The sequence below is a fragment of the Microvirga sp. CF3016 genome, from assembly GCF_036314085.1.
In the GTDB taxonomy this organism is placed as follows: Bacteria; Pseudomonadota; Alphaproteobacteria; order Rhizobiales; family Beijerinckiaceae; genus Microvirga.
Genome location: NZ_JAYGGM010000003.1, coordinates 25611 through 46923 on the forward strand (window position 1 = coordinate 25611; position 21313 = coordinate 46923).

The window sequence follows — 21313 nt, forward strand, 5'->3', positions numbered from 1 at the left end:
ATGACCGACATCACCCTGATCCGCCCAAGCCTGGACTGGCTCCCCTACTATGCTGATGCCCTGGAGCGGGGCTGGTCGCCCAACACCGACCAGGATGTGAGCCGCGAGCAGCTTCTGCAGCTGCGGCGCAACCCCGAGCGCTTTCTCCACGACCTCTACAACAGTCCCATGGTCCGGCTGCCGGACGGGCGCGAGGTGGCGCGTCTTCCGGCGCACGATTTCTGGATCAGCGACGGCGAATTCTGTGGCCGCATCGGGTTTCGCTTCCAGAGGGGAACGGAAGACCTGCCGACGATCATCTACGGTCACATCGGCTACACCGTAGTGCCTTGGAAGCAGCGGCGCGGCTACGCCACGCAGGCGCTGCGCATGATCCTGCCGGTCTGCCGATCGGAAGGCTTCTCGCGGGTGCTGATCACCTGCGACGACGACAACGAGGCCTCGCGGAAAGTCATTATCGCCAATGGCGGCGTCCCGGCCGGCGCTCTCCCGCACAACCGCCGCCCCGGCCACGTCAAGCTCGCGTTCTGGGTGCCGACCGTTTGAGACGAAGGCGCATGGGGTGGTGGCGCTGAAGAAATCGACCCGTCGTATTCAAATCTGCCGCTCGACGACGAAGCGCACGGCCTCGCGTAGGATCTGCGCCCGGGGTCCGAAGCCGTCGAGGGCGCTGTCCGCCTGATCGACCAGCTGCCGGCATTCGCGGCGGGCTCGGTCCATGCCGAGCAGATCGACGAGGGTCGCCTTGCCCTTCTCCTGGTCCTTGCCGGTGCGCTTGCCGAGCGCCTCTGCCGACGCCTCCCGGTCGAGGATGTCGTCGGCGACCTGGAAGGCCGCACCAAGGGCGCGCCCATATGCGACCAGCCGCCCGCGCGCCGCGGCGTCGGCCTGCCCCAGGATCGCCCCCGCCTCGACCGAGAACGTGAGGATCGCCCCGGTCTTCATCATCTGCAGCAGCCGCACGTCGGCCTCGCCCATCTCGACGGTCCCGTAGCGCCCCTCCGCCGTCAGGTCGAGCAGCTGGCCTCCGACCATGCCGCCGAGGCCCGAGGCGCGGGCTAGGCCGAGCACCAGAGCCGAACGGATGCCAGGGTCGTGTGCCGTAGCGGCATCGGCGAGAACCTCGAAGGCTAGCGTCTGGAGCGCGTCTCCGGCGAGAATGGCCGTGGCCTCGTCATAGGCCTTGTGCACGGTGGGACGCCCTCGGCGCAGGTCGTCATCGTCCATGGAGGGCAGGTCGTCATGGACCAGGGAATAGCAATGCAGAAGCTCGATGGCACAGCCGGCCCGCAAGGGCCCCTGCCCTTCCACGCCGAAGAGGCGGGCCGTCTCGATGGCCAGGAACGGCCGCAGGCGCTTGCCGCCGCCCAGGACCGCATGACGCATGGCGGCCATGAGACGGGGTGGCCGGGCAAGCTCGCCGGGAGCGGCATTGTCTGATAGCAAGGCTTCGAGACTTGCTTCGACAACCTTCGCGGCGTCAGAGAGCCGCGTCGTGAAAGTGCTGGTGGATGGCGCCATGACGAGCCTGAATACGGATGGGGCTGCCGCTCCGTCCGAGGGGAATGCGGGTGAACGATTGAGGCCGAAATGGACGCTGCGGTCGGGACGGCCGCGGGAGCCGATTACGGCCGCCCGCTTCTTCCGCCGCCTCGTTCAGTTCGGCCTCGGTCTCATTCTCTTATGGGTCGGCGCAGTCTTTTGGCTAGGTCTTTTATATTGGGCCGTGCCGCCGGTCTCGAGCCTGATGCTCGGCCGCTGGCTCACCCTGCAGCCTGTGGAGAGGACCTTCGTCCGCCTCGACGAGATCTCGCCCAACCTGCCGCTCGCCGTCATGACCGCCGAGGACAGCCGCTTCTGCGAGCACAACGGCGTCGACTGGGATGCCCTCTGGGACGTGGTGGAGGCCGCCGACGAGGACGGGCCGTCCCGGGGAGCCTCGACGATCCCCATGCAGGCGGCGAAGAACCTCTTCCTGTGGCCGAGCCGCTCTTATGTCCGCAAGGGTCTCGAGATCCCGGTCGCCCTGTATCTGGACCTGATCTGGTCGAAGCGGAAGATGATGGAAGTCTATCTCAACGTCGCCGAATGGGGCGACGGCATCTTCGGCGCCGAGGCGGCCGCCCAGAAGTACTTCCGCAAGTCGGCCAAGAGCCTGACCCGCCAGGAGGCGGCCCTCATGGCACGAGCCCTGCCCAATCCCCTGGTCCGCAACCCCGCTCGCCCGCGACCCGGCCACCGGGCCCTGGCTGGGCAGTTGCAGGCCCGCATGGAGAGGGCCGCGCCTTTCAGCGATTGCCTGAAGCCTTGAGAGGCCGCCCTGCGGCAATGAAAAGCCCCCGGATTGCTTGGAGGGGCTAGATATTTGCCCAAAGACCTTGTATGAGGCGCAACCTCATCAAGTTTGAGATGTGAGCGTTCCCCGGTTGAGCGGGCGCTCCGCTATTTAACCGGAGACGAGAAATGGCCGTTCCAAAAAGAAAAACGTCGCCTTCGCGGCGCGGAATGCGTCGCTCCGCGGATGCCTTGAAGGCCCCGACCTACATCGAGGACAAGGATTCCGGCGAGCTGCGCCGTCCTCACCATGTTGACCTGAAGACCGGGATGTACCGCGGCCGTCAGGTTCTGAAGGTGAAGACCGACGCGTGATCCAACGCGGCATGCAACGATCCGAACCGGCGCCCTGGGCGCCGGTTTTTTTATGCCCATAATCCCCACCTTGCTGATTTTCCATCTCTTTTTACCCTTCATTAAGCCTGAGAGCCGATCCTGCATCCCTTGGTTTTCCGGGGTTTGGTCAGGCTTGCAGAAGAGGCGCCTTCAGTCATCCCCGATCTATGCGTATTTCGAGGGTGAGCGTGATGGCGACGAGGGGGCAGGGCCGGACGGGACTTTTCAAGAGCGTCTCCCGCTCGCCACGCCAGGGCAGCGCCTCGAAGCCTTCCCGCTCGCCTGGCACGGGGATCGTCTATGCCTGGGACATGGTGTCCGACACCCTCACCTGGGGACCGGGTGCCGCCGAGGCGCTCGGCCTGCCGTCGCGGGATCTGCCGAAGACGGGCCAGGCCTTCGCTCAGCTTGTCGAGCCCGGCTGCGGCCTCTCCCGTCAGGATGCCATCGGCACGCAGGAGGGCTCGGGCAGCGCTTACGAGACCCGCTATGCCCTGCGCTTCGAACCGGACCGGGCGGTGATGATCGAGGACTCAGGCCGCTGGCAGCCGGACGTCCAGGGACGACCGGCCTTCGCCCGCGGCCAGCTGCGCCTCGACCCGGTCTCCGGCGCGCAGGATCTGCTGCCCGCGATGCTGAAACAGCGCTCGGAGCTTCTGTGCGGCATCCAGAGCGGCATCAATGAAGCCCTGCGGGCCTCTCAGACCTGCACCCTGATCGTCGGTGCGCTCGACGATGACGAAGCCGGCTCCATGGCGGAGATCGCCCGGACTTTGCGCCCGATGATGCGCCGCCACGATCTCTTTACCATTCTCGGGTCCCGCCGCTTCGCCCTAACCCTGACCTGCTGCCCGGCCGCGGATGCGCCGAGCGCCATGAGGCGGCTCACCGGGCTCCTGAAGGACCATCCGGCCGCGGCCGCGCTCCATCTCGGCGCAGCCTGCGCGCCGGATCATACCTTCAAGGCCCCCAAATTGCTGCGTTTTGCCGAACAGGCCCTGACCGCGGGCCTCGATCGCGGGGAAACCTGCACGCTTTACGACGCGCGTCCGAAAGCGCCCTCACGGGCTGCCGAGCAGGCGCCGTTCGATTGGGTGGCCGTCCTCAACAGCCGCAGCCTGACTCTCGCCTGCCGACCTGTGGTGGAAGCTCACAGCCGTGCCCCGGCCCTGATGCAGGCCTGCGCCTCGCTTTCGCGCTCCGGTGGCAGCCCGATCGCGCTCGGCCCGGTGCCGAAGCTGAAGGAGGCCAATCTCGCCCTCCTCGTGGACGCCCGCATGCTGGAGCTGGCGGCCGACCATCTCCGCGACCATCCCGGGACGCGCCTGGCCCTGCCGGTCTCGGCCAGAACGCTCCTGGATGACGAGTGGCTGCCCATGCTGGCGGCCCATCTCGGCGCCCGCCCGGGCATCGAATCGCGGCTCGTCATCGAGGTTCCCGAGGCTGCCCTGGTCGAATGCCGGAAGATCTTGGGCCGCCTCCACGCCATGAAGGCCTTAGGGATCGGACTTTCCCTCGTCGGCTTCGGAACGGGCTATGTGTCGCCGGCCCAGTTGCGGATGCTGCCCGTTGATCTCCTCAAGATCGACGGCGTCTTCATCCAGCCGCTCAAGCGCTCGACCGACGACCGCCTCGTCGTCAGAACCTTGATCGACCGGGCTCAGCATCTCGGCATCCCCACGGCGGCCGAATGGGTGGACGACGAGGCCACCGCCCGTCTGCTGACGTCCTGGGGCGTGGATTTTCTGCAAGGCGCGTTGTTCGGCGAGCCCGAGGCAGTGCTGCAGCGGTCGATGCTGTATCAGGTGCTGAAGAAGGCGCGCGGCTGACGGCAAGGCTCCTTGCGAGCTATTTGCTCGCCAGCTTGTCGAGCTTGGCCTGCATGGCAGCCATCTGCTGCTTCAGACTGTCGAGGTCGTCCGTCCCCTCCCCCTTGGCAGCCGGCCTGGATTCGGGTGCGCCCGGGGGCGATTGCGGGAAAGGTGAGAACATGCGCATGGCCTCCGTGAAGAAGCCCATGTTCTTGCGCACCTGCTCCTCCATCGCCTGAAAGGCCGACGGACCGAAGGCCTGCGCCATCTGCTCCCGGAGCTTCTGCTGCTCCTGAGACAGGTTGTTCATGGAGAATTCGAGATAGCTCGGCACCAGCGCCTGCATGCTGTCGCCGTAGAAGCGGATCAGCTGGCGGAGAACCGTGACCGGCAGGAGGTTCGGCCCTTCCTTGTTCTCCTGCTCGAAGATGATCTGGGCGAGAACCGAGCGGGTGATCTCCTCGCCGGACTTCGCGTCATAGACCACGAAATCCTCGCCCTTGCGCACCATGCCCGCCAGGTCTTCCAGCGTCACGTAGGCCGAAGTACCCGTGTGATAGAGGCGGCGGTTGGCATATTTCTTGATGACAGTCGGTTGTTTGTCCGTCGCCATTTTGCCCGATACGCTCCCGGGAAATCCACCGTGCCCAGCATCCTTCATCCCGATCCGCGGGATGCCAGCCCTCAATGATTATAAGTCTTATCCCGAACGATCAAAGCGCCAAAAGTCTAAGGCGGTCAGGGCTGGGTTGCACGATCCGCTCCTTGACATCCCACCCCCTGGGGATTTGATCGAACCGGCACTACATTCGTTCTGCGATCAGACAATCAGCATGAGGAGAGAGGAATGGCCCGAGACAGCATCGTCATCGTCGGCGCGGCGCGCACCCCCGTCGGTTCGTTCAACGGCGCCTTCGCCAACACCCCGGCGCACGAGCTCGGCGCTATCGCCATCAAGGCCGCTCTGGAGCGGGCCAAGGTCGAAGGCGGAGAAGTGGACGAGGTGATCCTCGGCCAGATCCTCACTGCTGGTCAGGGGCAAAATCCGGCCCGTCAGGCCGCCATGGCGGGCGGCGTGCCACAGGAGAAGACCGCCTGGGCCCTCAACCAGCTCTGCGGCTCGGGCCTGCGCACGGTCGCCATCGGCATGCAGCAGATCGCCAACGGCGATGCCCACATCATCGTGGCGGGCGGCCAGGAATCCATGTCGCTCGCGCCCCATGCGGCCCATATGCGCGCTGGCACCAAGATGGGCGATTTCAAGCTGATCGACACCATGCTCAAGGACGGCCTGATGGATGCCTTCAACGGCTACCACATGGGCAACACCGCCGAGAACGTGGCCCAGCGCTGGCAGCTGACCCGCGAGGAGCAGGACCAGTTCGCCACCGCTTCCCAGAACAAGGCCGAGGCCGCGCAGAAGGAAGGCCGCTTCAGGGACGAGATCACGCCCGTCACCATTGCCTCGCGCAAGGGCGACATCGTGGTCGATCAGGACGAGTACATCCGCGCCGGCACCACCGTCGAGGCCCTCGGCAAGCTGCGCCCCGCCTTCTCGAAGGACGGCACGGTCACGGCCGGCAATGCCTCGGGCATCAATGACGGTGCAGCCGCCGTCGTGCTGATGACGGAGGCCGAGGCCGAGAAGCGCGGCCTGACCCCGCTCGCCCGCATCGCCTCCTGGGCCACCGCCGGCGTCGATCCGGCCATCATGGGCACGGGCCCGATCCCGTCCTCCCGCAAGGCGCTGGAAAAGGCCGGCTGGAAAGTGTCCGATCTCGAGCTCGTCGAGGCCAACGAGGCCTTCGCCGCCCAGGCGCTCGCGGTCAACAAGGACATGGGCTGGGATCCGTCCATCGTGAACGTGAACGGCGGCGCCATCGCCATCGGCCATCCCATCGGCGCGTCGGGTGCTCGCGTGCTCGTCACCCTCCTGCACGAGATGGGCCGGCGCAACGCCAAGAAGGGCCTCGCCACCCTCTGCATCGGCGGCGGCATGGGCGTCGCCATGTGCCTCGAGCGCTAGAAACCTGAAGAGGCTCGGGGAAAATTCCGGAGCCTCACCCTTCCCCGTTCTGTCAAATAGCCTAAGCTATGTTGTGAGGCGGCCCGAATCCGGCCGCCTCACGACGAAGGGATCCTCGAGAGATCCGCACGGAACGGTCTTGGGAAGGAAACAGCATGGCGCGTGTCGTATTGGTCACCGGTGGCACCCGCGGCATCGGTGCCGCGATTTCAAAAGCCTTGAAGGACGCTGGCTACAAGGTTGCCGCCAATTACGGCGGCAACGACGAAGCCGCCACCCAGTTCAAGACGGAGACCGGCATCCCGGTCTTCAAGTTCGACGTTTCCGATGCGGCATCCTGCGAGAGCGGCATCCGGGCGGTGGAAGCCGAGCTCGGCCCGGTCGACATCCTGGTCAACAACGCCGGCATCACCCGCGACGGCATGTTCCACAAGATGACCTACGATCAATGGTCCGCCGTCATCCGCACCAATCTCGATTCCATGTTCACCTGCACGCGACCGGTCATCGACGGCATGCGCTCGCGCAACTTCGGGCGCATCATTATCATCTCGTCCATCAACGGCCAGAAGGGCCAGATGGGACAGGCGAACTATTCCGCCGCGAAGGCGGGCGTGATCGGCTTCGCCAAGGCTCTGGCGCAGGAAAATGCCAACAAGGGCATCACCGTCAACGTGATCGCGCCGGGCTACATCGCCACCGAGATGGTGAAGGCCGTTCCCGAGGAGGTCCTGAAATCCAAGATCCTGCCGCTCATTCCGGTCGGTCGTCTCGGCGAGGCGGAGGAGATCGCCCGCACGGTGCTGTTCCTGGCGGCCGACGAGGCCGGCTTCGTGACCGGCTCGACCCTGTCCATCAACGGCGGGCAATACATGGCCTGACATGCACGACATCGTCCCGGATGCAGGTCTGACTGCCATCCGGGCCCGTTGTGCCGCATCCTGCCTGCAACACGGAGAATCGAGGCATGAACCGCATCGACATGGCGGGCAAAACCGTCGTGATCACCGGTGGCGCCCGCGGCATCGGCTATGCGATCGGCGAGCGCCTCGTGCAGTCGGGCGCTAGGGTCGCCATCTGGGATCTGCGCCTCGACGAGTCCGAAGCGAGCGCCGCAGCGCTCTCGAAGGATTGCATCGGCCTGAGCGTCGACGTTGCGGACAGCCTGTCGGTCGAGCATGCCGCGCAGCAGACCCGCGGCGCCTTCGGACGCATCGACGGGCTGGTGAATGGCGCCGGGATCACGGGTCCGGTCAAGCCGCTGGCCGAGTACTCCATCGACGAGTGGCGCAGCGTCGTCGAGGTCAACCTGACCGGCACCTTCAACTGCTGCCGCGCCATCGTGCCGATCATGCTGGAGAACGATTACGGCCGCATCGTCAACATTTCGTCGGTGGCCGGCAAGGAAGGCAACCCGAACCTCGCCGCCTACAGCGCCGCGAAGGCCGGCATCATCGGGCTGACCAAGTCCTTAGGCAAAGAGTTGGCCAAGACCGGCATCGCGGTGAACTGCATCACGCCCACTACCGCCAAGACGAAGATCCTCGATTCACTCACGCCGGAATTCATCGAATACATGCGCGTGCGGATTCCGCGGGACCGCTTCGCCGAGTTGCACGAGATCGCCGCCATGGTGGCCTGGATGCTCTCCGAGGAGAACTCCTTCACGACGGCCGCCACGTTCGATCTCAGCGGCGGCCGTACGACCTACTAGAATTTACCGACAGCCTGCCTCGGAGCTTCGCTTCTTCAGGGATCTCGTGCTAGGTGGCGGCTATGACGACTCGCACCGCCACCACCATTGGCCTCACGGCCATCCTGCTCTGGTCCATGCTCGCCCTGTTCACGGCGGCAACGGGCACGATCCCGCCGTTCCAGCTCAATGCCATGACCTTCCTCGTCGGCGGCCTGGTCGGCGTGGTGAGCTGGATCGTGCGGCCCCAGGGGCTCAAGGCCCTGCGCCAGAAGCCCGTCGTCTGGGCCCTGGGGATCGGCGGCCTGTTCGGGTACCATGCGCTTTATTTCGCGGCCCTGCGCTGGGCGCCGCCGGCGGAATCCGGCCTCATCAACTATCTCTGGCCGCTGCTGATCGTGCTGTTCTCCTCGCTGCTGCCGGGTGAGCATCTGCGGCGAGCCCACGTCGTGGGAGCGCTGCTCGGATTTGCCGGCGTCGTGGTGCTGATCGCCGGGCGCGGCGCCTTCGATGCGCGCGCCGAATACATGCCGGGTTATCTCTGCGCCGTCGTCGCGGCCTTCGTCTGGGCCGGCTATTCGGTTCTCTCCCGCCGCTTCGGCCAGGTGCCCACCGATGCGGTGGCGGGCTTCTGCCTGATGACGTCGCTCCTGAGCCTCGTCTGTCACCTAGCGTTCGAGACCACCGTCTGGCCTGAGACGACGACGCAGTGGCTTGCCCTTCTGGCCCTCGGCCTCGGCCCCGTGGGCGCGGCCTTCTATGTGTGGGACATCGGCATGAAGCGCGGCGACATCCGCTTCCTCGGTGTCGCCTCCTACGCGACGCCGGTGCTGTCGACCCTGCTCCTGGTGGTCGCCGGCTATGCGGAGCCGACCGTGACGCTCGCCCTGGCCTGCGGCCTCATCGTGGCCGGTGCGCTGGTCGCCACCCTCACGCCGAAGAAGACCGCCCCGGCATGACCCGGTGGGTGTAGCGATAAGCCGTCTCGAAGCCGAGCGCGCCATAAAGCGAGCGGGCGATCTCGTTCTCCTCGCGCACCTGGAGATAGGCAGTGTGCGCCCCGTGCCCGCAACCCCAGGCCATAAGGCTTGCGACCACGCGGCGGCCCAATCCGATGCCACGCAGGTCCGGCGCGACCACGATGTCGTAGAGGCCGACATAGCCGCGCTCCACCACGCCGAGCCCCCAAGCGACCGGCCTGTCATCGAGGCTGAGCGTTGCGAACGCCGTCTTCTGGCGGATGCGGGAGACGATCTTCATCAGGGTCTCGTCGTCGGCCTTGTCGCCCCCGTAGGACTCGGCCGCCGCCCGCACCCAGCGCTTGGACACCTGCGAGTCGAGATTGACTTCGGGATCGATTTCGCAGTCGCCGCTCGTGATCGGAGCCGTCAGGACATGCGTCGGCTCGATGTCCTTGAAGCCGCGCTGCTTCAGCAACTCGTCGACGCGAGGCGTCTCTACCCCGTTGAGGCGAAAGGTCGGCCGAACATTGGCCTCCACGAAGCGCGCGATCATGTAGTCGAGGAGCTCGTCGTCGAGGCTGGTCTCCGGCCGGAAGGGCGTCGCGGAATTGGCCCGTTTCGAGTAGCCGTTCGCAAAGCGGACAACCCAGCCGTCATAGAGCTGATAATCGAACGAGGGCCAGGCGTTCAGGAGACGGCTCTCAAGTCCGATGATGAGGCTGTGGTCGTTCATAGGGTCGTCCGCTCCCGCAAGGTCATGGTCCCCATCAGAACCTGTTCTTCCATTCGCGCAAGGCCTGAAACACCTCCACGGACGCCGCTCCCTCCTTTTGAACGGATTTCGCGAGTGCAGGCTCCCCGGCGCGCAGGAAAGGATTGGTCGCTTTTTCCTGCCCGATGGTCGTCGGCACGAGGAAGCGCCCCTCCGCTTTGGCCTTCTCAGCTTCCGCCGCCCGCGCCTTCAGCGCCTCGTTGTCCGGATCGGCCGCCAGCGCGAAGCGCGCGTTGGAGAGCGTGTAATCATGCCCGCAATAGACCCGCGCCTCGTCCGGCAGAGCGGCGAGGCGCTGGAGCGAGGCCCAGAACTCGGCGTAGGTTCCTTCGAACATCCGCCCGCAGCCGAGGGTGAAGAGGGTGTCGCCGGCAAACAGCGCCCGGTCCGCCGCGAACCAGTAGGAGACATGATCCAGGCAGTGGCCCGGCGTCTCCCACACATGCGCCTGAAGACCGCCGACATGCACCGTGTCGCCCTCGCGCACATAGGCATCGGCATGCGGCACCGCCTCTCGCGCCTTGACCGGCGCCACCACCCGGCAGCCGGTGCGGCGCTTCAGGGGCTCGACGGCCTGCACGTGATCGGAATGACGGTGCGTGACGAGGATGTCCGTGAGCTGCCAGCCTGTCTTGGCGAGAGCTGCCAGGATCGGCCCCTCCTCCTGCGCATCGATGGCCGCGCAGGCGCCCGTATTGGGATCGTGGATCAGAACGCCGATATTGTCCTGAAGGCAGAGAAAGGCGTGGATCTGGGCGGACATCGGGGCACCTCGTCTTGATGTGCTGTGAGCTATCATGGAACAGTCGGCGCGCGAAACCAGACCCGGATCCCCGCAATACGCTTGCCGGGACGGAGCAAGAGGCAGCTTGTTGAGGCCATGAGCATCGACATCACCGATCTGCGCGGCTTCTACGCCAGCCCGCTCGGGGCCGTGACGCGCCGCTTCGTCGGACGTGCCATCGACAGGTTCTGGGGTCCGCTCACGGGCCTGCGCGTGCTCGGTCTCGGCTATGCGCCGCCCTATCTCTCTGCCGTGAAGGGCGAAAGCGAGCGGACGCTCGCCTTCATGCCGGCGAACCAGGGCGTGGTGAACTGGCCCAGCACCGGCGCCTCGGCCTCCGCCCTCGTCGACCCACTGATGATGCCCCTGCCCGACGCCTCCATCGACCGGGTTCTCGTGGTCCATGCCCTGGAGACGGTGGAGAGCCCGAGCGAACTCCTGCACGAGATCTGGCGCATTCTCACGCCCGGCGGGCGGATCATCCTGGTGGCGCCCAACCGGCGCGGCCTGTGGGCGCGCATGGACACGACGCCCTTCGGCTATGGGCAGCCCTACAGTCGCTCGCAGCTCAAGAGCCTGATGCGCCAGACATGGTTCTCGCCGGAGGGCTGGGCGGAAACCCTTTACGTGCCGCCCCTGCGCAACCGCCTCCTGCTGCAGAGCGCCCAGGCTTGGGAGCAGGTCGGCGCCAGCTTCTCGCTTCCCTTCGCGGGCCTTCACATCGTGGAGGCGACGAAGCAGCTCTACCGGCCCGGCGCCGTCCATGCGGTGCGCCGCTCGCGGCGCTTCTCTCCGGTTTTCGCTCCGGTGCCTGCGGCCCCCGCCTCGCGGATGACGCCGTCCTCCTTGATTCCGCCGGGTTTTGCGGGACTAAGGCAGGGCTCACCTTGACTTGAGTCTTCCGAAACGCCAGTGTCCGCCCCGCTTCGGCAGGGCTATCCAGTCACGCCGGCCTTCATTTTCCATTAGAGCATCGTGCGGAAAAGTGGATCCGGTTTTCTGCCTGAACGATGCTCTCATAAAGGAGGAAGCATCGGGTTAGTCCCAAAAGTGCAAATCCACTTTTGGGCCCGATGCTGTAGAGTCTGATGCGCAGTTATCTCGATTTCGAAAAGCCCGTCGCTGAGCTTGAAGCCAAGGTCGAGGAGCTTCGGGCGCTCGGTGAGAACCGGGATGCCGTCTCTATCACCGACGACATCTCCCGCCTGGAGGTCAAGGCCGCCGACGCCCTGAAGGAGCTCTATGCCAAGCTCACGCCCTGGCAGAAGACCCTGGTCGCGCGCCACCCCCAGCGCCCGCACTTCGTCGATTACTGCGCCGGGCTGATCACCGAGTTCACTCCCCTCGCGGGCGACCGCAAGTTCGCCGAGGACGAGGCCATCGTCGGCGGCTTCGGCCGCTTTCGCGGCCAGCCCGTCTGCGTGATGGGCCAGGAGAAGGGCCACAACACCGAGACCCGTATCCGGCACAATTTCGGCATGGCCCGGCCTGAGGGCTACCGCAAGGCGGTGCGCCTAATGGAAATGGCGGACCGCTTCGGTCTTCCGGTGATCTCCTTCGTGGATACTGCAGGCGCCTATCCGGGCATCGAGGCGGAAGAGCGCGGACAGGCCGAGGCCATCGCCCGCTCCACCGAGATGCAGCTTTCCCTCGGCGTGCCGAACGTCTCCGTGGTGATCGGAGAAGGCGGCTCGGGCGGCGCCATCGCCATCGCGACCGCCAACAAGGTGCTGATGCTGGAGCACGCCATCTACAGCGTGATTTCCCCGGAAGGCGCGGCCTCGATCCTCTGGCGCGACGCCGCTCGTGCCCAGGACGCCGCCACCAACATGAAGATCACGGCCCAGGACCTCCTGCGGCTCGGCATCATCGACGGCATCGTGGTCGAGCCCGTGGGCGGCGCTCATCGAGAGCCGCAATCGGCCATCCAGGCCACCGGCAATGCCATCGAGGAAGCCCTGCACGACCTCGGCAACATGGGTCCGGCCGAGATCCGCGACCATCGGGCCGACAAGTTCCTCAATATCGGCCGCAAGCTCTGAGATCGATCTGACCGGCTTCGGACCCGCCCGCAACCGGGCGGGTTTGCGCCCCACTGGCCCTGCCTTACCTCGGAAGAGATGCGCTCTCCTCCGATGCGCGGCGCCCAAGCCCTCTGCGGGCTGATTTTTTACCTTCCTTTCAGCATAACTCCATTACGGCTCCGCTTGCAGTAAGGGCCAGTTAAGGCTAACGATTTAGGGGTTAAAGGGGAACTGACCGGCAAAACGTCGGGCAGATCAAAAATTGCGGGGTCCCCCATGATGAAGCGTTTCGCATTGGCCGCGAGCCTGGTGCTCGCGCTTGCTGCCTGCCAGGACGACCAGCTTTCCCGTGGCTCCACGCGACACCTCGTGCCGATTCCGCCAGCCACGATGGCGTTGATGTCGACCAAGGGCATGTCCAAGGAAGACCCTATCCTGGTCCGGGCCTACAAGAAGGAGTCGGAACTGGAGGTCTGGAAGCGGGGCTCCAACGGGAAATACGCGCTCCTCAAGACCTATCCCATCTGCCGCTGGTCGGGCCAACTCGGCCCCAAGACCCGCGAAGGCGACCGGCAGGTGCCTGAGGGTTTCTACACGGTCACCCCGGCGCAGATGAACCCGAACTCGGCCTTTTATCTGTCGTTCGACACCGGCTATCCGAACGCCTTCGACCGGTCGTTCGGGCGCAACGGCGGCGACATCATGGTGCATGGCGCGTGCTCCTCGCGGGGCTGCTTCGCCATGACGGACCAGAACATCGCCGAGATCTATGCCATCGCCCGCGAGGCCCTCGGCGCCGGTCAGCGCGGCTTCCAGTTCCAGTCCTATCCGTTCCGGATGACAGCCGAGAACTTGGCCAAGCATCGTCTCGACCCGAATATCGGCTTCTGGAAGAACCTGAAGGAGGGCTCTGACACCTTCGAGGTGTCGAAGGACGAGCTGCGCGTGGCGGTCGGCCGGGGACGCTACGAATTCAACGTGGATCCTGACACCGCCTCTCTCGTGGCGCAGAAGCAGCGTCAGGACGAGCAGGAGGTGGCCGATCTGGTCGCCAAGGGCGAAAAGCCGATCAAGCTCGTCTACAACGACGGCGACACGCATGAATCCTTCCGCGAAGCCCTGGCCAATGTGACGGGCGTGTCCGACACCAAGCTCGGATATGTGAGCCGCACCGAGGGCATTTCCTCCGGCCCGCGGCAGATTGCGCTCGACGACAGCGGCCGCGAGAAGATCGAGGCGCCGTCGACCGCGCTCGCTTTCGCCTCGATGCGAGAGGTTCCCGCTTCGCAGCCGGAGTCCCGCCCGGCCGAGAGCCGTGCGGCCGTGACCCAGCAGACCGCCCCCGTGGCGGTTGCGGCGGCAGGGTCCTCCTCGCAGGAGACTCCTTTCTACAAGAAGATGTTCAGTGGCGTGACCGACCTGTTCAGCACGTCCTCCGCGCAGCCGGTGGCCGAGACGGTCCAGGTCGCGCCGGCTCCGGCCGCAAAGGCCGTGCCCCAAAAGCGGGCTCAGGCTCCCGCGAAGGTCAATGTGGCCGCTGCAAACTGAGCGTCACGGCCTGATGAAGGATACAAAAGCCCGCCTAGAAGGCGGGCTTTTTATTTACGTCTATTTCCAGTTAGTACAAGCTACAGTTTGTATAAGAATTCAGAGCAAGCATGAATTCAATGACACAACCGAATGAAGACTGGTTTGACACTGACATTGCCGGGATGGATCTTGGCTATGGGGAGAAAGCGGGCTTGCAAATATATCGCAATTATACCCGATCTTTCGAAACTTTTGCTATCAAGCGCTTCATTGAAACCCTTGATCTTGAGCCCTTAGATCTGACTGACTTTCAGCGTTTAGTTGATTTAATTATGTCAGAGGAAGCACGTTATCTCCCTGTGATCGTATGCGCGTTTGCTGATGATCTCTTAAAGGAGGTGTTCAAATCAATACTTCCCGATTCTGTGCCAGGTGGGAAGAAGAATATGCTTAGCGGATATGGGCCGTTATCTGATCTCGCAAAGCGAATCCAGCTAGCCTCTGCGTTTAGCGTACTTTCGCATGATCTGATGGTCGACTTAGATTATCTTAGATCTGCACGAAATTCTATAGCTCATAGCTGGGATACAAACAGACTAGGCGACATCTTACAGCAGGGACGTCTAGCAGATATCCACTCTGTTGAAGAACTGCTAATAGAACGCCAGAAACTTGCTGATGGATTAACACCATTGGTAGCATTTCGAGTGCGTTTAATATGGATTGCTGGAAGACTCGTCTACGAGGCAGCAGCCTACAATCGTGCGAAACAGGCGAGACTTCGTCCAGAACAAGCATTATATGGAAAGCCAACGCCGAAATGGCTTTCTGAGATCGCAGGTATTGCACTCATTGCCACACAGAAGATGGCTGCACGTGACTCGAAGGCGCCAAGTTTCTGATTGGACGGTCAAGAATACAACTGCTGGGGAAACTTTTCCGCCCCTGCGTGGATTTCCGGAGCGGAGGTCCTGCCATGCTCCTGAGCCCCACCGCCATTGTCCTGCCTGGCCGTCTGCAGCGTCAGGTCGACGGTCTGGCACAAGCGCTCCTTCAACCGGACCGCAGCATCGATTTTTCCGTGCCGTCGGAAGAGCCGGCGCTGATTTCCGTCGACTCCGTCTCCTGGCGCATCTTCAAGAACCCGGTTTCCCTTCTGGTCGGCGGCATCGCGGCCGTGCTGCTCGAATTCGGAGAGCCGCGCGTTCGGGACGGGGTCTGGCAGCACAGCAGCTTCCGGGCGGACCCGTTGAAGCGCCTTCAGCGAACCGGGCTCGCCGCCATGGTGACGGTGTACGGGCCGCGCAGCAGGGCGGAGACCATGATTGCCGGCGTCGTCAGACGGCACGATCGCGTGGCGGGCCGGACCAGCGAAGGCGAGGACTACCGGGCCAATGATCCGGTCCTGCTCGACTGGGTGCAGGCGACGGCCGGGTTCGGCTTCACGGAGGCTTACCATGCTTATGTCAGGCCTCTGACCCGAACCGAGCGGGCTGCGCTCTTCGTCGAGGCCCTGCCCGCCGCAAAACTATACGGGGCAACCGGAGTGCCCGCCTCGCAGGAGGAGCTCGACGCCCTGTTCGAGAGCATGACCTCAAGGCTCGTCGCCTCACCGGTGATCTTCGAATTCCTTGCCATCATGAAGCGGGCCCCGATCCTTCCGGCGCCGGCACGACCGCTGCAGAGTTTGCTCGTCAAGGCTGCGGTCGACATTCTGCCGGGCTGGGTGCGCGAGCGTCTCGAACTCGGTGCCTCCTGGTCCCTCAACCCCGTCGAACGCGCCCTCGTCCGCACCATGACAAGTGCAAGCGATCGGTTGATGCTCCCATCCTTTCCGGCGGTCCAGGCCTGCCGGCGCCTCGGTCTGCCTGACACCTATCTCTACACGTAATGCCGGGTTGGACGACCGGCGCGGAGGTCGTGCTTCAGAAAGGGCACGGGCTTCCAGGACAGTCGAGAATTCCAATCTGGCCGACCCAAAAGGAGACATCCATGGACTGCCTTTCGCACCGGCTCTCTTGCGGCGTCGTTCTCTTGCTCTCCAGCGCAACCGGCAGTGCCGACGCTGCACCGGCCGTCTTCGAGCGCTACGCGGGCTCCTTCTCCGCAACAGGAACCATCCTGGAAGGGCCGGATGCGAGCTCCCATCAGGTCAGCTGCCAGTTCACGATCCGGCAGCAGGGGCCAACGGATCTGTCGCTCCAGGGCACGTGCCGGGCTTACCTGCTCATCGCGCGATCGGTCAGCGCCCGTCTGTCCTGGGATCCCCGCTCGGGCCAGGTCACCGGCACGTATACGGGCTCGCGGGTCGGGACCGCCCAACTCAGGGGCCGGCAGGTGGGAACGGATTTCGATCTGGTGATCGCGTGGCCGAGGCCGCTTTACGGCGACACGACGGCCCAGATGCGCGTCGCCAGCCTCGATCCGAACCGCTTTCGGATCGTCGTCACGGATCGCATCGGGGCGAATGGACCCGTCCGGGCCACCACCGATCTCACCTTGCTGCGTCAATGAAGGACGGCAAAAAGCCCGGCGCAACAACCGGGCTTTTCCAACGGTCGCGATGCGGATCGGTTCACCCGAACAGGGCGTCGATGGCGTCCTGGGAGGTGCGTGTGGGATCGCCGTCGAGGGCAGGTCCATTCAGCAGGGCTTCGTCCCCTTCGCGCTCCGGCATCTTGAAAGCGTCCACGTCGTTGAAGCTCTCCAAGCCGCCCCAGATATGCGCCATCTGGGTCACGCGCTCCTCGATGAACTTCATCGAGCCGACGACCTTGCTGATGCGTTGGCCGGTAATGTCCTGGAAGTTGCAGGCCTCGAAGATCGTGATCACCCTGTCGGAGATCCGCTGGGCCATCACGGCGTCCTCGCCGGACAGGCGCTGGACGAGCGTCCCGGTGATCTCGTCGATCTCCTCGGCCGCCGCCAGGATGCTGTTGGTGGCCGCCTCCGTTCCAGAAACGACGGCCCCCAGTTCGTCGGTGACGCTGGTGACCTGACCGCCCGGGGTGTGGGAATGCAGGGTCGCGATCTCCCGCTTCGTGCGCTGGATCGACTCCGTGATGGCGTCGAGTTCGTCCTTGAGCCGGAGCGCCTCGCGCAGATCGGTCCGGATCTGGTCCAGAAGAGCCTTCGATGCCCCACTGTTCGGCTCGAGCGCCGCATGAATGGCCGCCATGCCCCGCATGAGTTCGGCATGCCGGCGCGCGGCGATGCTCTCGCGGGACTGAGCCAGGAGGTCCAGGCTCAGAGGGTCAAAAGAGACGGGTGGCGGAAGGCGCATGGCGACTACTCACCCAGGACGGCGGCGATCTTCGAGCGCAGGGTTTCCGCGTTGAAGGGCTTCACGATGTAGTTGTTCACGCCCGCCTGCTTGGCGGCCACGACGTTCTCGGTCTTGGCCTCGGCGGTGATCATGATGAAGGGGAGCGCGGTGAGCTCCGCATCGGCGCGGACCTTCTGGAGCAGCTCGAACCCGGTCATCGGCGCCATGTTCCAGTCGGAGATCACGAGCCCGTATTTCTTCTCCTTGAGCTTGCCCAAGGCTTCCGAGCCGTCCTTGGCTTCGTCGACGTCGTTGAAGCCGATCTGCTTCAGGAGGTTGCGGATGATGCGCAGCATCGTCTGATAATCGTCGACGATGAGCACCGGAAGAGACGTATTCAATGCCATGATGTTTCGGCCCGAAAATTGAGAAAGGACATGTGAAGAAGGATCCTTTGACAGACCTTTCTTCAAAAATGGTTGTTGTGGTCCTTGCCTTATCCACGACGATGCTTGCCTCAAGCTGACGTCGCCCCGTCTGCCGGAACAGGATCCTGGCAGCAAAATGCCCGGCACGATGGCCGGGCTCTTTGGTTTTGCTTCCCAGAATCGATGGCCTAGTGGCGCAGGCCCGGCGCCTCCTGGCCGGTGCGGGCCACGTACTCGGTATAGCCGCCGCCATACTGGTGGATGCCCTCCGGCGTCAGCTCCAGAACCCGGTTGGACAGGGCCGCCAGGAAATGGCGGTCGTGGGAGACGAAGAGCATGGTGCCCTCGTATTTCGACAAGGCCTCGATCAGCATCTCCTTCGTGGCCATGTCGAGATGGTTCGTGGGCTCGTCGAGCACCAGGAAATTCGGCGGGTCGTAGAGCATCTTGGCCATCACCAGGCGCGCCTTCTCGCCGCCCGAGAGCACCCGGCACTTCTTCTCCGCGTCGTCGCCGGAGAACCCGAAGCAGCCGGCCAGCGTCCGCAGCGAGCCCTGCCCGGCCTGCGGGAACGAATCCTCCAGGAATTCGAAGACCGTGCGATCGCCCTCGAGCACCTCCATGGCATGCTGGGCGAAATAGCCCATCTTCACGCTCGCCCCGACGGTGACCGTCCCGTCATCGGGCGTCGCAGAGCCCGCCACCAGCTTCAGCAGCGTCGACTTGCCGGCGCCGTTGACGCCCATCACGCACCAGCGCTCCCTGCGGCGCACTCCGAAGTCCAGCCCCTCGTAGATGCTGCGGCTACCATAGCGCTTGTGAACGCCCTTGAGGACGACCACGTCATCGCCCGAGCGCGGCGCAGGCAGGAACTCGAACGCCAGGGCCTGCCGACGCTTGGGCGGCTCCACCCGGTCGATCTTCTCGAGCTTCTTGACCCGGCTCTGCACCTGCGCCGCATGGGAGGCGCGCGCCTTGAAGCGTTCGATGAACTTGATCTCCTTGGCGAGCATGGCCTGCTGGCGCTCGAACTGGGCCTGCTGCTGCTTCTCGTTGAGGGCGCGCTGCTGCTCGTAGAACTCGTAATCGCCGGAATAGGTGGTGAGCGAGCCGCCGTCGATCTCCATGATCTTGTTGACGATGCGGTTCATGAACGCGCGGTCGTGCGAGGTCATGAGCAGCGCGCCCTCATAGCCCTTCAGGAACTCCTCCAGCCAGATGAGGCTCTCGAGATCCAGGTGGTTGCTCGGCTCGTCGAGGAGCATGACGTCCGGGCGCATCAGGAGGATGCGGCCCAGGGCGACGCGCATCTTCCAGCCGCCGGACAGGCCCCCCACATCGCCGTCCATCATCTCCTGGCTGAAGCCGAGGCCTGCCAGAACCTCGCGCGCCCGCCCCTCGAGGGAATAGCCGTCCAGTTCCTCGTAGCGCGCCTGCACCTCGCCATAGCGCTCGATGATCCGGTCGAGATCGTCTGCCTTGTCCGGATCCACCATGGCGGCTTCCAGCGCCCGCAGTTCCGTCGCTACGGCACTAACGGGACCGGCGCCTTCCATGACCTCGGCCACGGCGCTGCGGCCCGTCATTTCGCCGACATCCTGGCTGAAATAGCCGATGGTCACGCCCCGATCGACCGAGACCTGGCCTTCGTCGGGCTGCTCCTCCTTGGTGATCATTCGGAAAAGCGTCGTCTTGCCTGCGCCGTTGGGACCCACGAGACCGACCTTTTCCCCTTTCTGGAGGGTTCCGGAGGCCTCGATGAAGAGGATCCTGTGGCTGTTCTGCTTACTGACATTCTCGACGCGAATCATGGGTCCTAAAGCCTGGAGGAGTTGCGGCGGCCTTATGGCATGGCTCGTTCCCGCCTGCGAGGGCCTGCGGTCGGGCAAAGTGTCAGGGTCCGGAATGAACCACCTCGGCCGAAGAGCCGGCTCTAACCCTCATTTCCTATGGTCCGATCCGGCGGAAGAGCACATCCTGGGACGGGGGAGAAAGGATGGTCGCCATGCAAAAGACCGTCATTGCCGCACTCTGTGTGCTGATCCCCGGCGGGATCGGGGTGCTGGCCCAGTCAAGCGATCCCATCACCCAGCGCCAGAACCTGATGAAGAACAATCAGGAGCAGGTTCGGACGCTGACCGGAATGGCCCGGGGACAGGCGCCGTTCGACGCGGCGACCGCACAGGCCGCTCTCCAGCGGATCGCGCAGAATGGGCAGCAGACACCCGCTCTCTTCCCGCCAGGCTCGCATCAGGGCAAGACCGCGGCGCTTCCCGCGATCTGGGAGCGCAAGGCGGATTTCGATGCCCGTGCGGCCAAGCTCGCACAGGATGCTACGGCAGCTCAAGCCTCGGTGACGGATCAGGCCAGCCTGCAGGCAGCGATCCAGCGGGTCGGCCAGAACTGCGCCGGCTGTCACGAAGCCTATCGCCGAAGGGAAAGCTGACGTAAGATCGGGAGATCCGAGGAGACCGAAGGTCCTCGACTGAGGGAGATCGCGATGCGGTATCCCAAGGCTCCGTGGCTGCTCCCCGCTCTCGTGGCGGGGCTCCTGACCGTCGCCCCGGCCTGGCAGCAGGCGCCCGACGAGGTCGATCTCGCCCTCGTGCTCGCGGTTGATATCTCGACTTCGATGGATCCGGACGAGCAGGAGCTGCAGCGGCAGGGTTATGTGGACGCCTTCCGCTCGCCCTCGGTGCATCAGGCCATTCAAAGCGGCTTGCTGGGACGCATCGCGGTGGCTTACGTGGAATGGGCCGGGGCGCATCCGCATGTCCAGCATGTCGTCGTGCCCTGGACCGTTCTGGACGATGCGAAGGCGAGCCTTTCCTTCGCCGAGAGGCTGGCCCGGGCTCCGATCCGCCGTGGGGCCGGGACCTCCATCGCCGAAGCCATCGACTTCAGCCTGGCCCTCTTCGCCTCAGGGCCCTTCCTGCCTGCGCGGCGCGTGATCGACATTTCGGGCGATGGCGCCAACAACCAGGGGCCTCTGGTCACGGAGGCACGCGACAGGGCGGTGGCCCGGGGCGTCACGATCAACGGCCTTCCCATCATGATCAGACGCCCCGACCGGCGGGAGGACGCGACCCTGGACGCCTATTACCGCGACTGTGTGGTCGGAGGCTTGGATGCCTTCATGATCCCCATACGGGAGCGCAGGCAGTTCCTGACCGAGACGAGAACCAAGATCATCAATGAAATCGCCGGCACGGCCGAGCGTGCCGGGTTGGTTCAGCCTGCAGGCAATTCGCCGAAGACGGATTGCGACACCAGCGAAAGCCTGTGGGACGACATCGGCCCCGCGCTGCATGTCCCCAGCACGGTCACCGGACAGGAACTTTAGAGCAT

At 64.6% G+C, this 21313-nt stretch carries 23 protein-coding genes; 16 read left to right on the forward strand and 7 right to left on the reverse strand.

Annotation, left to right across the window (positions count from 1 at the left end):
* Nucleotides 1-546, forward strand: coding sequence for a GNAT family N-acetyltransferase (locus VB672_RS04605; protein WP_329783003.1), 546 nt, complete (start codon nt 1-3; stop codon nt 544-546).
* A gap of 48 nt (nt 547-594) precedes the next feature.
* Here VB672_RS04605 and VB672_RS04610 read toward each other — a convergent pair whose 3' ends face one another.
* Nucleotides 595-1521 (reverse strand): polyprenyl synthetase family protein, encoded by a 927-nt coding sequence (locus tag VB672_RS04610; RefSeq protein ID WP_329783004.1) that lies wholly within the window; start codon nt 1519-1521, stop codon nt 595-597.
* On the opposite strand from VB672_RS04610, the gene mtgA reads away from it, so the two are divergent.
* The 3 genes from mtgA (at nt 1520) to VB672_RS04625 (ending at nt 4499) form a co-directional block, all read left to right on the forward strand.
* Nucleotides 1520-2311 (forward strand): monofunctional biosynthetic peptidoglycan transglycosylase, encoded by a 792-nt coding sequence (mtgA, locus tag VB672_RS04615; protein ID WP_442931911.1) that lies wholly within the window; start codon nt 1520-1522, stop codon nt 2309-2311. The genes VB672_RS04610 and mtgA overlap by 2 nt on opposite strands.
* 152 nt (nt 2312-2463) lie before the next feature.
* On the forward strand, nt 2464-2649 hold the full coding sequence (rpmF, locus tag VB672_RS04620) for a 50S ribosomal protein L32 (protein ID WP_152712060.1): 186 nt from the start codon (nt 2464-2466) through the stop codon (nt 2647-2649).
* A gap of 212 nt (nt 2650-2861) precedes the next feature.
* On the forward strand, nt 2862-4499 hold the full coding sequence (locus tag VB672_RS04625) for an EAL domain-containing protein (RefSeq protein WP_329783005.1): 1638 nt from the start codon (nt 2862-2864) through the stop codon (nt 4497-4499).
* 19 nt (nt 4500-4518) lie between these two features.
* On the opposite strand, the gene phaR is transcribed toward VB672_RS04625, so the two are convergent.
* Complete coding sequence (gene phaR / locus VB672_RS04630) at nt 4519-5094, reverse strand: polyhydroxyalkanoate synthesis repressor PhaR (protein WP_329783006.1); 576 nt, start codon at nt 5092-5094, stop codon at nt 4519-4521.
* Between the two features lie 234 nt (nt 5095-5328).
* On the opposite strand from phaR, the gene VB672_RS04635 reads away from it, so the two are divergent.
* The 4 genes from VB672_RS04635 (at nt 5329) to yddG (ending at nt 9159) form a co-directional block, all read left to right on the forward strand.
* The gene (locus VB672_RS04635) at nt 5329-6507 is read left to right on the forward strand and encodes an acetyl-CoA C-acetyltransferase (RefSeq protein ID WP_329783007.1); all 1179 of its coding nucleotides are present in this window, start codon (nt 5329-5331) and stop codon (nt 6505-6507) included.
* Between the two features lie 155 nt (nt 6508-6662).
* On the forward strand, nt 6663-7388 hold the full coding sequence (gene phbB, locus VB672_RS04640; protein WP_329783008.1) for an acetoacetyl-CoA reductase: 726 nt from the start codon (nt 6663-6665) through the stop codon (nt 7386-7388).
* Nucleotides 7389-7474: 86 nt separating this feature from the next.
* Nucleotides 7475-8221 (forward strand): SDR family NAD(P)-dependent oxidoreductase, encoded by a 747-nt coding sequence (locus VB672_RS04645; protein WP_329783009.1) that lies wholly within the window; start codon nt 7475-7477, stop codon nt 8219-8221.
* Between the two features lie 62 nt (nt 8222-8283).
* Entirely contained in the window at nt 8284-9159 is an 876-nt protein-coding gene (gene yddG, locus VB672_RS04650; RefSeq protein ID WP_329783010.1) for an aromatic amino acid exporter YddG, read from the forward strand.
* On the opposite strand, the gene VB672_RS04655 is transcribed toward yddG, so the two are convergent.
* Together VB672_RS04655 and gloB are read right to left on the reverse strand one after the other, a co-directional pair.
* Nucleotides 9131-9895, reverse strand: a complete 765-nt coding sequence (locus tag VB672_RS04655; RefSeq protein WP_329783011.1) for a GNAT family N-acetyltransferase — start codon at nt 9893-9895, stop codon at nt 9131-9133. The genes yddG and VB672_RS04655 overlap by 29 nt on opposite strands.
* Nucleotides 9896-9929: 34 nt before the next feature.
* Nucleotides 9930-10697, reverse strand: a complete 768-nt coding sequence (gloB, locus tag VB672_RS04660; RefSeq protein WP_329783012.1) for a hydroxyacylglutathione hydrolase — start codon at nt 10695-10697, stop codon at nt 9930-9932.
* A gap of 117 nt (nt 10698-10814) precedes the next feature.
* On the opposite strand from gloB, the gene VB672_RS04665 reads away from it, so the two are divergent.
* The 6 genes from VB672_RS04665 (at nt 10815) to VB672_RS04690 (ending at nt 16786) form a co-directional block, all read left to right on the forward strand.
* Nucleotides 10815-11609 carry a class I SAM-dependent methyltransferase gene (locus tag VB672_RS04665; protein WP_329783013.1) on the forward strand — a complete coding sequence of 265 codons (795 nt, stop codon included), beginning with the start codon at nt 10815-10817 and terminating at the stop codon, nt 11607-11609.
* Nucleotides 11610-11806: 197 nt separating this feature from the next.
* A complete protein-coding gene (locus tag VB672_RS04670; RefSeq protein ID WP_329783014.1) occupies nt 11807-12760 on the forward strand; it encodes an acetyl-CoA carboxylase carboxyltransferase subunit alpha in 954 nt (317 codons plus the stop codon).
* Between the two features lie 258 nt (nt 12761-13018).
* Nucleotides 13019-14290, forward strand: a complete 1272-nt coding sequence (locus VB672_RS04675) for a L,D-transpeptidase family protein (RefSeq protein WP_329783015.1) — start codon at nt 13019-13021, stop codon at nt 14288-14290.
* Between the two features lie 110 nt (nt 14291-14400).
* Nucleotides 14401-15174: a hypothetical protein gene (locus tag VB672_RS04680; protein ID WP_329783016.1), complete on the forward strand. Its 774-nt coding sequence runs from the start codon at nt 14401-14403 to the stop codon at nt 15172-15174.
* 74 nt (nt 15175-15248) lie between these two features.
* The gene (locus VB672_RS04685) at nt 15249-16163 is read left to right on the forward strand and encodes an oxygenase MpaB family protein (RefSeq protein WP_329783017.1); all 915 of its coding nucleotides are present in this window, start codon (nt 15249-15251) and stop codon (nt 16161-16163) included.
* A 101-nt stretch (nt 16164-16264) separates the two neighbouring features.
* Nucleotides 16265-16786 carry a hypothetical protein gene (locus tag VB672_RS04690; protein ID WP_329783018.1) on the forward strand — a complete coding sequence of 174 codons (522 nt, stop codon included), beginning with the start codon at nt 16265-16267 and terminating at the stop codon, nt 16784-16786.
* Nucleotides 16787-16847: 61 nt separating this feature from the next.
* On the opposite strand, the gene VB672_RS04695 is transcribed toward VB672_RS04690, so the two are convergent.
* The 3 genes from VB672_RS04695 to VB672_RS04705 form a co-directional block, all read right to left on the reverse strand.
* Nucleotides 16848-17555: a protein phosphatase CheZ gene (locus tag VB672_RS04695; protein WP_329783019.1), complete on the reverse strand. Its 708-nt coding sequence runs from the start codon at nt 17553-17555 to the stop codon at nt 16848-16850.
* 5 nt (nt 17556-17560) lie between these two features.
* Nucleotides 17561-17944 (reverse strand): response regulator, encoded by a 384-nt coding sequence (locus tag VB672_RS04700; RefSeq protein WP_329783020.1) that lies wholly within the window; start codon nt 17942-17944, stop codon nt 17561-17563.
* A 209-nt stretch (nt 17945-18153) separates the two neighbouring features.
* Complete coding sequence (locus VB672_RS04705) at nt 18154-19776, reverse strand: ABC-F family ATP-binding cassette domain-containing protein (RefSeq protein WP_329783021.1); 1623 nt, start codon at nt 19774-19776, stop codon at nt 18154-18156.
* 194 nt (nt 19777-19970) lie between these two features.
* On the opposite strand from VB672_RS04705, the gene VB672_RS04710 reads away from it, so the two are divergent.
* On the forward strand, nt 19971-20411 hold the full coding sequence (locus VB672_RS04710) for a c-type cytochrome (RefSeq protein WP_329783022.1): 441 nt from the start codon (nt 19971-19973) through the stop codon (nt 20409-20411).
* Nucleotides 20412-20465: 54 nt separating this feature from the next.
* Nucleotides 20466-21308 (forward strand): DUF1194 domain-containing protein, encoded by an 843-nt coding sequence (locus VB672_RS04715; protein WP_329783023.1) that lies wholly within the window; start codon nt 20466-20468, stop codon nt 21306-21308.
* Nucleotides 21309-21313 lie beyond the last annotated feature (5 nt).